The 13,165-nt window shown below is 72.0% G+C and carries 11 protein-coding genes; 4 read left to right on the forward strand and 7 right to left on the reverse strand.

The genetic code is table 11. The features are described 5' to 3' along the window. Positions 1 to 44 precede the first annotated feature (44 nt). Entirely contained in the window at positions 45 to 671 is a 627-nt protein-coding gene (locus HD594_RS13795) for a 50S ribosomal protein L25/general stress protein Ctc (RefSeq protein ID WP_184751493.1), read from the reverse strand. Positions 672 to 918: 247 nt separating this feature from the next. Here HD594_RS13795 and HD594_RS17730 point away from each other — a divergent pair, with 247 nt between their 5' ends. After that, positions 919 to 1,041, forward strand: a complete 123-nt coding sequence (locus HD594_RS17730) for a hypothetical protein (protein WP_271171264.1) — start codon at positions 919 to 921, stop codon at positions 1,039 to 1,041. Between the two features lie 123 nt (positions 1,042 to 1,164). Beyond that, a complete protein-coding gene (gene gndA, locus HD594_RS13800) occupies positions 1,165 to 2,613 on the forward strand; it encodes an NADP-dependent phosphogluconate dehydrogenase (RefSeq protein ID WP_184751494.1) in 1,449 nt (482 codons plus the stop codon). Between the two features lie 94 nt (positions 2,614 to 2,707). Here the strand turns inward: gndA and HD594_RS13805 are convergent, their stop codons facing one another. Further along, positions 2,708 to 3,430 carry an ABC transporter ATP-binding protein gene (locus HD594_RS13805; RefSeq protein WP_184751495.1) on the reverse strand — a complete coding sequence of 241 codons (723 nt, stop codon included), beginning with the start codon at positions 3,428 to 3,430 and terminating at the stop codon, positions 2,708 to 2,710. 52 nt (positions 3,431 to 3,482) lie between these two features. Continuing rightward, entirely contained in the window at positions 3,483 to 4,958 is a 1,476-nt protein-coding gene (locus HD594_RS13810) for an ABC transporter permease (RefSeq protein ID WP_184751496.1), read from the reverse strand. A gap of 175 nt (positions 4,959 to 5,133) precedes the next feature. On the opposite strand from HD594_RS13810, the gene HD594_RS13815 reads away from it, so the two are divergent. Continuing rightward, complete coding sequence (locus HD594_RS13815) at positions 5,134 to 5,868, forward strand: response regulator transcription factor (protein WP_184751497.1); 735 nt, start codon at positions 5,134 to 5,136, stop codon at positions 5,866 to 5,868. Then, entirely contained in the window at positions 5,865 to 7,430 is a 1,566-nt protein-coding gene (locus HD594_RS13820; protein ID WP_309297731.1) for a sensor histidine kinase, read from the forward strand. The genes HD594_RS13815 and HD594_RS13820 overlap by 4 nt, the downstream gene beginning before the upstream one ends. On the opposite strand, the gene HD594_RS13825 is transcribed toward HD594_RS13820, so the two are convergent. The 4 genes from HD594_RS13825 to HD594_RS13840 all read right to left on the reverse strand — a co-directional run bounded on the left by HD594_RS13825 (position 7,424) and on the right by HD594_RS13840 (position 13,149). Beyond that, positions 7,424 to 8,989 (reverse strand): flavodoxin reductase, encoded by a 1,566-nt coding sequence (locus tag HD594_RS13825; protein ID WP_184751498.1) that lies wholly within the window; start codon positions 8,987 to 8,989, stop codon positions 7,424 to 7,426. The genes HD594_RS13820 and HD594_RS13825 overlap by 7 nt on opposite strands. A gap of 44 nt (positions 8,990 to 9,033) precedes the next feature. Next, positions 9,034 to 9,891, reverse strand: coding sequence for an FAD:protein FMN transferase (locus HD594_RS13830; RefSeq protein ID WP_184751499.1), 858 nt, complete (start codon positions 9,889 to 9,891; stop codon positions 9,034 to 9,036). A 3-nt stretch (positions 9,892 to 9,894) separates the two neighbouring features. Continuing rightward, complete coding sequence (locus HD594_RS13835) at positions 9,895 to 10,374, reverse strand: FMN-binding protein (protein ID WP_184751500.1); 480 nt, start codon at positions 10,372 to 10,374, stop codon at positions 9,895 to 9,897. Positions 10,375 to 10,452: 78 nt separating this feature from the next. Continuing rightward, positions 10,453 to 13,149, reverse strand: a complete 2,697-nt coding sequence (locus HD594_RS13840) for an HAD-IC family P-type ATPase (protein ID WP_184751501.1) — start codon at positions 13,147 to 13,149, stop codon at positions 10,453 to 10,455. Positions 13,150 to 13,165 lie beyond the last annotated feature (16 nt).

Raw genomic sequence — 13,165 nt, forward strand, 5'->3', positions numbered from 1 at the left:
GAGGGGGCACGGCATCCGCACCCCCTCGCTGACATCCGTCCGGATTACTCGGCGGCGGCCTCCTCGGCCTCCTCGGCGGGAGCCTCGGCCTCCTCGGCCTCCTCGGTCTCCTCCTCGACCGCGGCGGCGGCCGGGGTCGAGATGGCGACGACCAGCAGGTCGGCGTCGGCCAGGAGCGTCGCGCCCTTCGGGAGCGTCAGCTCGCCGGCGGTGATGTGGGCGCCCTCTTCGAGGCCCTCGACGTCGACCTCGATGTGCTCGGGGATGTGGGTCGCCTCGACCTCGAGCGAGATCGTCGTGGCGTCCAGGTTCACGATCGTGCCGGCGAAGGGCTCGCCCACCACGGTCACGGGGACCTCGACGTGGACCTTCTCGCCCTTCTTGACCACGAGCAGGTCGATGTGCTCGATGACCTGGTGCACCGGGTCCTTCTGCACGTCCTTGACCAGCGCGAGCTGCTCCGCGCCGTCGATGTCGAGCTGGAGCAGCGCGTTCGCGCGACGGATCAGCAGCGCGGTCTGGTGACCGGGCAGCGCGATGTGCACCGGCTCGGTGCCGTGGCCGTAGATGACGGCAGGGATCTTGCCGGCGGCGCGGAGGCGTCGGGCGAAGCCCTTGCCGAAGCTGGTGCGCACCTCAGCGGTGACCTTGGTGTCGACGTCCTGAGACATGTTCTCTCCTCACGGGCGCGCGGGCCCGTATTTCCGACGGGCGCGGAGCCCGGATATTTGGGGTCTGGATTCGACTCGAACGCGAGCGCGTGAGGAAGCCTGGAGCCTGCACACCCTCGTCGATCACGGAGGCCGCTGCCGGCCCCCGGGCCGGCGCAGGGCATCCCTCGCCGAAGTACAGTCGCTCAGTCTACCAGCCGGACCGCTACGATGAGGAACGCCCTGCAACCGCCGACGGAGGATCTCCATGGAATACGGCTTCTTCTCGCACGTCCTGCTCTGGACGATCGGCGTCATCGCGGCGCTCGGCGTCGTCGGCACGACGGTCGCGTTCTGGTCGATGGGCCGCCAGGCGTACCGCAAGGACTGACGCCTCCACTCCCCCGCCGCAACCTCACGGCGGGCCCGAGCCGGTGTGAGCACCCCGCCACATCGGCGTCACACGAACGCGCCAGACTCTAGGCTGGAAGCGATCGGATGACAGGAGTTCTACGTGACCGAGGCAGCAGCGAACATCGGTGTGGTTGGTCTTGCGGTGATGGGGTCGAACCTCGCCCGCAACCTCGCCAGCCGTGAGGGCAACACCGTGGCGGTGCACAACCGCAGCCGTTCCAAGACGGACGAGCTGGTGGCGGACCACCCCGAGGCGGGATTCATCCCGTCGTTCTCGTACGAGGAGTTCGCCGCGTCGCTGACGGTTCCCCGCACCGCGGTGATCATGGTCAAGGCGGGGCGCGCGACGGATGCCGTCATCGACGCGCTCGTCGAGGTCTTCGAGCCCGGCGACATCATCGTCGACGGCGGCAACTCGCTGTTCACCGACACGATCCGCCGTGAGAAGGCGGTCCGCGAGACCGGCATCAACTTCGTGGGCATGGGCGTCTCGGGCGGCGAAGAGGGCGCGCTGCTCGGCCCGTCGCTCATGCCGGGCGGCTCGGACGCGTCGTGGGTGACCCTCGGGCCGATCCTGAAGTCCATCGCGGCGGTCGCCGAGGGCGAGCCGTGCGTGACGCACGTCGGCCACGACGGCGCCGGGCACTTCGTGAAGATGGTGCACAACGGCATCGAGTACGCCGACATGCAGCTGATCGCCGAGGCGTACGACCTGATCCGCCGCGGCACCGGGAAGACCCCCGCCGAGATCGCGGACGTGTTCGCCGAGTGGAACACCGGCGAGCTGGAGTCCTACCTCATCGAGATCACCGCCGAGGTGCTGCGCCAGGTCGACGCCGAGACCGGTGAGCCGCTCGTCGACGTCATCCTCGACCAGGCCGGCGCCAAGGGCACCGGCGCGTGGACGGTGCAGACCGCGCTGTCGCTCGGCGTCCCCGTCTCGGGCATCGCCGAGGCGACCTTCGCACGGTCCCTGTCGTCGCACCCCGAGCAGCGCGCCGTGTCACGCGACCTCCCCGGTCCCGTCGAGGGCCTGAACGTCGAGGACGCGGATGCCTTCATCGAGCAGGTGCGCCTCGCGCTGTACGCGTCGAAGATCGTCGCCTACAGCCAGGGCTTCGACGAGATCCGCGCGGGCGCGGCCGAGTACGGCTGGACGATCGACCTGGGTGCGGTGTCGAAGATCTGGCGGGGCGGATGCATCATCCGCGCGCAGTTCCTCAACCGCATCGCCGACGCGTACGACGCCGAGCCGGGTTTGCCCGTCCTGCTGACCGCGCCCTACTTCGTCGAGGCCCTCGGACGCGCGCAGGAGGCGTGGCGCGCGATCGTGCAGCAGTCCGCGGCCGCCGGCATCCCCGCGCCGGCGTTCTCGTCGTCGCTGGCGTACTACGACGGCCTGCGCGCCGAGCGCCTGCCCGCCGCCCTCATCCAGGGCCAGCGCGACTTCTTCGGCGCGCACACCTACAAGCGCATCGACAAGGACGGCACGTTCCACACGCTGTGGTCCGGCGACCGCACCGAGGTCGAGGCCGAAGACACGCACTGACGCGGCCGCGTGCGCAGACCGCGCACAGACGCCGCGGCGCGGTATCCGGCCTTGCACGTCCGGATGCCGCGCCGCGGCGTTTCTCGCGCCGGGCCTAAAGCTCGGTGACCACGCCCTTGGCCAGCCGCACGCGGCGGCCGGCGCGCTTGGCGACGGCCGAGTCGTGCGTGACGACGATCAGCGTGAGCCCCTCGGAGTTGAGCGACTCCAGCACCGCCAGGATCTCGTCGCGCATGCTCTCGTCGAGGTTTCCGGTGGGCTCGTCGGCCAGCAGCACGCGCGGGCGCTTGACGATGGCGCGGGCGATCGCGACGCGCTGCTGCTGACCGCCCGAGAGCTCGCTGGGGCGGTGATCGCCGCGGTCGGCGAGGCCGACGTGCGCGAGCGCCTCCGTGACGCGCTCGGCGCGTTCGGCCCGCGACAGGCCCAGCGGCTCGAGGGCCATGTCGACGTTCTCGTGGGCCGTGAGCGTGGGGATCAGGTTGAACCCCTGGAACACGAACCCGATCTCGTGGGCGCGCAGGCGCTGGAGGTCCGCGCCGGACGCCTTCGCGAGATCGTGGCCGGCGACCCGCACCTCGCCCGAGGTGGGCCGGTCGAGCGCGCCGAGCAGCTGCAGGAGCGTCGACTTGCCGCCCCCGGTCGGGCCCTGGATCGTGAGGAAGTCGCCGGGGCGGATCTCGAGGTCGACCCCGGTGAGCGCCTTCACGACGCGGTTCTTCTGCTGGTAGGTGCGGGTGACGCCGGAGAGCCGGATGATCGGCTCGGGCGCATCCGTGGCCGCGTCCTCCACGGCCGGTTCGATGACGGTGGTCATGGCGTGTCCAATCGTGTCGATCTGTCGTTGTCGTTGTCGGTGTGGGAACGGGTCACGAGACCGAGCGCAGCGCCTCGGCCGGGGCGAGGCGCGCCGCGCGCCAGCCGCCGAACACGCCCGCGACCAGACCGCCCAGGACGGCGATGCCGACGGCGGCGGCGACGACCGAGATCGTGATGGGCGCGTTCAGGACGATGTCCGCGGCGTCCGTCGCGAACTGGCTGCCGCCGAAGCCGCCCGGCATGCCCTGCCCGCCGGGGCCGGCCTGCGTCGTCGTGTCCGGAGCCGCCGAGATCGTCGGCGACACGATGTTGATCACCACGATGCCGGCGAGGCCCACGATCAGGCCGATCACTCCGCCGATGAGTCCCTGCACCATCGACTCGCCGGCGACCTGACCCACCACGCGGCCGTTCTTCCAGCCGATCGCCTTGAGCGTGCCGAACTCGCGCGTGCGGCGCGTGACGCCCGAGATCGTGAACAGCACCGCGAGCACGAGCGCGACGGCCAGCACGATGATCGACAGCCACGTGCCGAGGTTCGTGATGAGCGACGAGGCGCTGGACAGCGATCCCGACACGGTCGAGGCGAGGTCCGACTGCGAGCTGACCTCGGCGTCGGGCAGCTCCGCCTGGATCGCGGCCTGCACGGCCTCGATGCTGTCGGCGGAGTCGGCCTGCACGTAGACGGTCGAGACGACGTCGCCGACCCCGGCGAGCTCCTGGGCGACGCCCAGGGGGATGTAGACGTCCGCCGCCGTGTCGGCGGTCGAGCTGGACGAGACGATGCCGACGACCTCGACATCGGTGCCGCCGACCTCGATGGTGTCGCCCACGGCGAGCTCCTCGGTCGAGGCGTAGGTGGCGTCGAGGACGGCGACGTACGAGCCCTCGTCCGAGGCGGTCAGCGCCGCGCCGTCGTCGAGCGTGACCGCCGACAGCGGGCCGACGCCGAGCGCGCCGAGGTCGACGCCGAGCACGCTGAAGGAGTCGAGGTCGAACGAGCCGCCGCCGAAGCCGCCGCCCTGCTCGCCGTCCGCCGGTGCGCCGCCCTCGGGCATCTGGCCGCCCTCGGCCGCGCTCCCGTCGGCGTCGGTCGGTCGCTCGGGCAGCTCTCCCGAGAAGGTGGAGTTGGTCAGGCTCAGCGCGCCGGCCGCGGCCGCGACGCCGTCGACGCCGGCGACCGTCTCCACGGTCGTCCCCTCGAGCGTCGCGCGCATGCGCTCGGTCTGCAGCTGCGACTGGCTGAGCGAGGTCGTCCCCTCGTCGTCGGTCGAGCCGCCCTCCTCGTCGAACTCGAAGCTGGGACCGCCGCCGCCTTCGCCCGGCTCGGCGGCGGCGCCGGTGACGGTCAGATCGGTGCCGACGCCGTACACCGACTCCAGGGCCTGGGCCTGCGCGTCGCGCACGCCCGCGGACAGCGAGTTCACGATGATCACGAGGGCGATCGCGAGCGCGAGGCCCGCCGCGACGATGATCGTCTGTTTCTTGCGACCGGCCAGTTCCCGCCGCAGATAGGTCCAGTACATGGGTCTCCTCCTGACAGGCCCGGGTCGGCCCGTCTCCGCGAGAAGGCTAGGAACCGCGATCAAGCGCGAAGAATGAGCACGCTATGAATCGGTGATGAGCGGCGCGGAGGCTTTCACAGCAGGTGCATAGGCTGCGCCATAGGAAAGGCATAGGAAGGGGTGGACAATGGGAGCCATGACCGCAGCCAACACGCTTCCCGACCTGACGCGCCTGGACGGGACCCCGCCCCGGGTCCTCGTCGTCGACGACGAGCAGATGCTCACCGACCTGCTGTCGATGGCGCTGCGCATGGAGGGCTGGCAGGTGCGCACCGCCGCCTCGGGCTTCGAGGCGCTGCAGGCCGCACGCGAGTTCGCGCCCGACGCGCTCGTGCTCGACATCATGATGCCGGACCTCGACGGCATGGCCGTGCTGCAGCGCCTGCGTCAGGCGGGCGACGACGTGCCCGTGCTGTTCCTCACGGCGAAGGACTCGGTCGGCGACCGCGTGGCGGGCCTGACGGCCGGCGGCGACGACTACGTCACCAAGCCCTTCAGCCTCGAGGAGGTCGTCGCACGGCTGAGGGGCCTCATGCGGCGTTCGGGCACGGCGCAGGTCTCCGGCGCCGAGCCGATCCTGCGGGTGGGCGACCTGTCGCTCAACGAGGACAGCCACGAGGTCGAGCGCGCGGGAGACCAGATCGAACTGACCGCGACCGAATTCGAGCTGCTGCGCTTCCTGATGCGCAACCAGCGCCGCGTGGTGTCGAAGGCGCAGATCCTCGACCGCGTGTGGAACTACGACTTCGGCGGACGCTCGAGCGTCGTCGAGCTGTACATCTCGTACCTGCGCAAGAAGATCGACGCCGGCCGCGAGCCGCTCATCCAGACGGTGCGCGGCGTCGGGTACATGATCAAGGCGCCCCAGTGACCGAAGCCGCCGGGGCCGATCCGGCGCCGGCCGCCGGCGCCGCGCCGAGGCGCACGCGGTGGAGCCTGCAGTCTCGGCTCATGGTGACCGTCATCGGCATGGTCGCCCTCATCCTCACGCTCGTCGCCGTCGCCACCAGCGCGCTGCTGGGGAACATCCTCGACACCAACCTCAACGCCCGCCTCGTGTCCGCGGGCAGTTCGCTGCGCGGCGGCCCGACCGCCGCCGACGTGCTCGACGCCGGCCGGCAGCCGCAGGGGTTCCTGTTCGTCATGCAGAACAGCGAGGGGCTCTCGGGGGCGTACGTCGACAGCGCCGAGGCGGTCGTGACGCTCAGCGAGGACCAGCTCGAGGAGCTCGTCGCGCAGATCGACCACCCGGGCACCGCGACCGTCGAGGTCGACGGCCTGGGACGCTATCGCGTGATCGTCGACACCTCCCCCGGCGGCAACGCCGCGCTCGTGGGACTGCCGACCAGCGAGGTCAGCTCGACGCTCGGCCAGATCCTGACCACCGTCGCCCTCGTCACGACGGGTGGACTGCTCCTACTCGGCATCGCGATCGCGCTGGTGATCCGCGCGAGCCTGCGCCCGCTGCGCTCGGTCGCCGACACGGCGACGCGCGTCGCCCGGATGCCGATGGCCGAGGGCGACGTCACGATCAGCGAGCGGGTGCCCGACGCCTACACCGACGACCGCACCGAGATCGGGCAGGTGGGCTCGGCGCTGAACACGCTGCTCGACCATGTCGACGAGTCGCTGTCGGCCCGCCAGCGCAACGAAGAGCTCATGCGCCGCTTCGTCGCCGACGCGAGCCACGAGCTGCGCACACCGCTGGCGTCCATCCGCGGGTACTCCGAGCTGTCCCTCCGGGCGCTCCAGCGCGGCGCGACCCCCGAAGTCGCCGAGACCACCGAATCGGCGCTCGAGCGCATCCAGACCCAATCGCTGCGGATGACGACCCTCGTGGAGGATCTGCTGCTGCTGGCGCGGCTGGACGAGGGCCAGGAGCTCGTGTTCGGCAGCGTCGACCTGACCGCCCTGGCCGTGGAGACCGTCGCCGACGCCCAGGTGGCCGGGCCCGGGCATCGCTGGCACCTCGACGTCGAAGATCACCCCGTCGTGGTCGCCGGCGACGCCGCACGGCTGCACCAGGTGGTCGCGAACCTCCTCGCGAACGCCCGCACGCACACGCCCGAGGGCACGACGGTCACCGTGAGCGTGCACCGCGACGGCCATGACGCGGTGATCGCGGTCCACGACGACGGTCCGGGCATCGACGAGGCGATCAAGGACGACCTGTTCGTGCGGTTCACCCGCGCCGACCGGTCGCGCGCCCGCAAGACCGGCGGAACGGGACTCGGGCTCTCGATCGCGCGTGCCATCGCCGAAGCGCATGGCGGGACGATCACGGCCGAGAGCGAGCCGGGCGACACCACCTTCACGGTGCGCCTGCCGGCGCGGCCCGCTGATCCCGCGGCGGCGACGAGCACGCCGGAGGCCCCCGCGGTCGAGCCGGAGGCCGAGGCGGTCGACACGGCAGCCGACGAGAGCGCTCAGTAGCCCGAGAACGCGTCCGTCGTGATGGAGCGCGCCCGCTCGAGCGCGGGCGCGAGCTCGGCGATCAGCCCGGGCGGGCCCGAGATGTACGCGTGGCGCGCCGCGATGTCGGGCACGACGCGCAGCAGGCCGTCGGCGTCCAGGCGCACGCCGCGCGCCCACCGCCAGTGCGGGGGCAGATCCGCCGGCTCGGTGCGCGTGAAGACGACGACCGGCACGCCGGACGCCTCGATCTCGTCGCGGTAGACGAGCTCCTCGGGCTCGGAGGCGACGTAGACCAGCACGATGTCGCGGTCCTCGCCCGCGAGCCGTGCGTGGCGCAGCTGGGAGACGAACGGCGTCACGCCGATCCCGGCCGCGACCATGAGCACGGGCGCGCCGGTGCGCGTCGGCAGGAGGAAGTCGCCCCACACGCCCGTCACGGCCAGCGCCGTCCCCTCGGTGACCTGCGCGAGCGCCTTCTTGTACGAGCTCAGCGGCGCCTTGCTCGTCGACTCCTTGAACGCGACCGACACCATCGGCAGGTCCTCGGGCGCCGACGCGATGCTGAACTCCCGGCGGGTCCCCCGCGCGTCCGGGTGCCGATGCGGCACGTCGAGCTCCAGGTACTGACCCGGCGTGAACGCGAACCGGCGGCGAGCGCGGAACGTGAGCCGCCGCACGGTCGGCGACAGCTCGTCGCGCTCCGCCAGCGTCAGGCGCACCGCCGTGCGGAGGGCGAACGCGAAGGCGACGAGGTTGCCGATCAGCAGCGCGCGCTCCTGTCCGAGGCTGATGGCCCCGACCGGGATCGGCCAGCCCGCCAGCACGCCGACCACCGCGGCGACCGTCAGCTGCTGCCACCGGCGCGGCGGCAGCGTGAGCGGCTCCGAGAGCATGAACGCGCCCAGGAACAGGAACGGGCCCGACCACAGCAGGGGCCACAGGATGTCGGTCAGGCCGATCTCGACCCCCGCCGCCTGGTACTGCGCCGAGGTCCGCAGCACGCCGACCCCGATGGCGACGACGAGGAACACCGCGATGACGCGGACCTTCTCGGTGCGCCACAGCACCGCCAGGCCCAGCACGATCACGGGACCGGCCATCGCGGGCGTGCCGACCCACCACGACGATCCGCCCAGCGCCGGGAACACCGCTCCGAGCAGCGTCAGGGCGGTTGCGCCGACGGCGGCCGGGTTGAAGATGTGGCGCCCGCGCCACGCCAGCACGTACTTCGACAGCGACGCCACCGCCGCGCCGATCGCGATCCCCACCAGGGCGAGCGGATCCAGCGACGGGCGCAGCACGAACAGCAGGATCGAGGCGGTGATGATCGACGACTCGATGTGCATGTTCAGGTGCAGGATGCGGTGCGCCGCGACATCCACGGCGACGCACACCACCGCGAGGACCGCGGCCGTGACGGCGAGTTCGAGCGGACCGGGCGCGACGAGGTCGAAGAGCGACAGCGCGAACGCGATGACGGTGAGCGAGAGGAGCGCGAGGAAGACGAGCCGGTACATCGACACCCGGCCGAGCACGCCGAACACGCGCGTCCACGCGGCCGTCAGCGAACTCAGCACACGTACTCCGGGGCGAGGGCGAGGAGGTCGGTCACGCGTCCACGCTATCGCGCGACGAACAGGTCGGCGTCGCAGCCCGGCGACCACTCGACGCGCCCGTCGGTCAGCATCCGCACCCACGCCACGTCCCAGCGCGCCGCCAGACGCGGCCCGCCCTCGAAGAAGAGCGCCGTCGCCGCGGCATCCGCGTGCATCGCGTCCGGCGCGACCGCCCACGTCGCCGCGACCGTCCGCACCGGCTCGCCCGTGCGCGCGTCGAGCACGTGGTGCAGCCCCGCCCCCCACGCGCGCCGATTGGCGGCCGACGCGCAGAGTGCGGCATCCGTCACGGTCCACACGCCGATCGCCCGCCGCGCGTCGAACGGATGCTCCAGGCCGATCCGCTGCGTCGTCGCCCGCACCGCGATGTCGCCGCTGGCGTCGACCACGGCCGGGCCGAGCGCGGCCGGGACGGCGGCGAGGACGAGATCGACCAGTCTGCCCTTGCCCAGCGCGCCGACGTCGATCAGCGCGGGCGGATCGACCTCGAGCAGGTCGCCCGCGACCCGCACGCCCGCGGCCGGCGGTGCCGGGCGCGCTCCGCGGTCGACGAGCGAGAGCGAGCGGTCGTACCCCCGGGAGGCCAGCGCGTCGCCGACGAGCGGATTGACGGCGCCGGCCGTCGCGTCCGACAGCTGCCCGTAGACCTCGAGCATCGCGGCGGCGTCGGCCGGAGCACGGACGGGGCCGGCTCCGGCGGCGAGCGCGGCGACGGCCGAGTCGTCACGGAACCGCGACCAGCTGCGGTCGAAGTCGGCGATCACGGCGCGGATGCGCTCCCGGTCGTCGCCGGCGAGCGGCCGCGCGGTCTCGATCTGCCACGGCACCCCGATCGCGTCGAACCGCCAGGGGGCTGCGGGCACCGCTCAGCTCGCCGCTTCGGCCTTGATCGCGTCGATGGCCTCGTTGAACCCCTGACTGGTGAGCGAGGACCCCGCCACGCGGGACACCGAGATCTCGTCGATGTCGACGCCCACCACCTGGTCCGAGATGCCGCCGATGAACTCGCTCTGGTAGCGCTCGGTCTCGGCGGTCTGCGGGTCGCCGGTCACCTCGACGGCGGTGATGACATCCGCCTCGAGCGTCACCGTCACGGTGACCTGCTCCACCGTCTCGGGCGTGAGGTACGACCCGTCGGCGGTGTACGTGCCGTCGGCGTACGCCGCCTCGCCGCTGTCCGTCGCGTCGGTGGTGGTGTCCTCGGCGGTGGTGGAGTCCGCGGCCGCATCCGTCTCGGAGGACGTGCCGGTCGCGGTGCCGCAGCCGGCGAGCATGAGGGCGCCCGCGGCGCCGACGATGGCGGCGCCGACGCGGACCGGACGGGAAGACAGGGTGAGCGGGGACATCGTCCTCCTCGGGATGGGTGTCGTGCAGGTCTGGGTCTCCACGCTAGCGGCGCGGCCGGTCTCGGAGGCGTCGGGCGTCTATGAATCCGCCGCGAACCGCCGCCGGACCCACTTCATGCCCTCGATCACGAAGAAGACCGCGATCGACAGGCCGACGGGCGCCAGCCACGACGCCGCGTCGAGGGGGCGGGACTCGAACAGCTCGTTCATGAACGGCAGGTAGGTGTACGCCAGCTGCAGCACGATCAGCGCCAGCGCCGACCACCACACCATGGGGTTGCCGGTCAGCACGTCGCGCGTGAGGCTCGAGCGGTCCAGGAACCGGCTGTTGAACAGGAACGCCAGCTGCCCGAGCGCGAGCATCGTGATGGCCTCGGTGCGCGCGTAGTCCAGCGACGAGCCGTACGCGAGGGCTCCGTAGAACAGCCCCAGGCTCGCACCGCCGATGACGGCCGACACCGCCAGCACGAAGCCCAGCTCGCCGCCGCTGATGATCGAGCGGCGCGAGGCCCGCGGCGGCCGCAGCATGATGCCCCGCTCGGCGGGCTCGTAGGCGAGGGCGAGGGTGAGCGTGATCGCCACGACCATGTTGATCCACAGCACCTGGACGGGCGTCAGCGGCAGCGCGAGACCGAACACGACCGCGACCAGGATCACGAGCGACTGCGCGCCGTTGGTGGGCAGGATGAACACGATCGACTTGCGCAGGTTGTCGTAGATCCGCCGGCCCTCGCGGATCGCGGAGCGGATGGTGGCGAAGTTGTCGTCGGCCAGGACGATCTCGGCCGCCTCCTTCGTCGCCTCGGTGCCCTTGATCCCCATGGCCACGCCCACGTCGGCGCGGGTCAGCGCCGGCGCGTCGTTGACGCCGTCGCCGGTCATCGCGACGACCTCGTCGTGGGACTGGAGCGCGCGCACGATGCGGATCTTGTGCTCGGGGCTCGTGCGCGCGTACACGTCGACGTCGCGCGCGACGGCCTGCAGCTGATCCTGACTGAGCGCCTCGAGTTCGGCGCCGGTGAGCACGCGCGGCTGCTCGCCGTCGACGATCCCCATCTCGCGCGCGATCGCGACGGCCGTGCCGGCGTGGTCGCCGGTGATCATCTTCACCCGCACGCCGGCCGTGTGACAGTCCTCGATCGCCGTGACCGCCTCGGGCCGGGGCGGGTCGACGATGCCCCACACGCCCAGGAACTCCAGCTCCTCGAGGTCGTCCATCTCGACCGCGGCGGTCCCGGGGGCCGCCGGGCGTCGCGCGGCGGCGAGCACGCGCAGCCCCTCGGCCGACAGCTCGTCGACGATCCGCATCCAGTGCTCCGGGTCGACCGCTTCGCGCCCGTCCGCGCCGCGCTGCGACGTGCTGCGGTCGAGCAGCCGGTCGGGAGCGCCCTTGACCAGGAACGCCCGCGCGCCGTCGGCGCCCTCGTTGAGGGTCGCCATGAACTTGTGCTCCGAGTCGAACGGGAGCACCGCCAGCCGGCGGCTCCCCTGGGACGACACGCCGCCCTTGGCGGCGACGACCTTCAGCGCGCCCTCGGTCGGCTCGCCCACGAGCCTGTGCTGCTCGCCGTCGAGCACGATGTGCGCCTCGTTGCAGAGGGTCCCCACGGCGAGGACCGCCGTGACGTCCGCGCCGGGCGCGGCGCCGTCGTGACGGGTGATCGCGCCGTCGGGCGCGTACCCGAGTCCGGTGACCTCGTAGCCGCCGAGCGGCGTGACGATGCGCCGCACCGTCATCTCGTTCCGGGTCAGCGTGCCGGTCTTGTCGGAGCACACCGTCGTGACGGCTCCGAGCGTCTCGACCGCCGTCAGCTTGCGCGTGATGGCCTTGCGCCGCGCCATCTGCTGCACGCCGATCGCCAGCGTGATGGTCACCAGCGCCGGAAGCCCCTCGGGGATGGCGGCGACCGCGAAGCCGATGGCGGCCGACACCAGCTCGTCGAACGGCATGTCGTGCACGAAGCGGCCGATCGCCATCATGAGGGCCGCCATGCCGAGGATCACGAGCGTGAGCACCTTGGCGAAGGCGTCGAGCTGCCGCGTCAGGGGCGTCGCGAGCGAGCCCGCGCCCGACACCAGCGACTGGATGCGGCCGATCTCGGTGAGGGCTCCGGTCGAGGTGACGATGCCGCGCGCCTGCCCGGACGCGACGATGGTCCCCGAGAACGCCATCGAGTGACGATCTCCCACGCCGGCGTCGACGGCCACCGCCTCGACGTCCTTCGCGGACGGCACCGACTCGCCCGTCAGCGCGGCTTCGTCGATGCGCAGCCGGTGCGCCTCGAACAGGCGCAGGTCCGCCGGCACCTTGTCGCCGGGCGCGAGCCGGACGACGTCTCCCGGCACGAGCTCGTCGGCCGGCACGGACTTCCAGGCGCCGTCGCGGCGCACCGACGCGTCGGGCGAGAGCATGTCGCGGATGCCGGCGAGCGCGCGCTCGGCGCGACCCTCCTGCAGGAAGCCCACCAGGGCGTTGATGACGGTGACGCCGATGATGACCCAGAAGTCGAGCCAGTCGGCCATGAGCGCCTTGATCGCCGCCGCGGCGAGCAGGATGTAGATCAGCGTGTCGTTGAAATGCGCGAGGAACCGCAGCACGGCGGGCCTGCGCGGCGGCTCGGGAAGCTGATTGGGCCCCGCGATGGCGATGCGACGCTCCGCCTCGGCGCTGGTGAGGCCGCCCAGATCGGTGTCGAGATCACCGGCGACATCGACGGCGGGAGTGGCATGGGGTCGTGCAACGGTCAGTTCGGCTTCGGTGATCTCCTCGGGCATCCCTCTCCCTCGTGCC

Source organism: Microbacterium thalassium (genome assembly GCF_014208045.1).
GTDB classification, from domain to species: Bacteria; Actinomycetota; Actinomycetes; order Actinomycetales; family Microbacteriaceae; genus Microbacterium; species Microbacterium thalassium.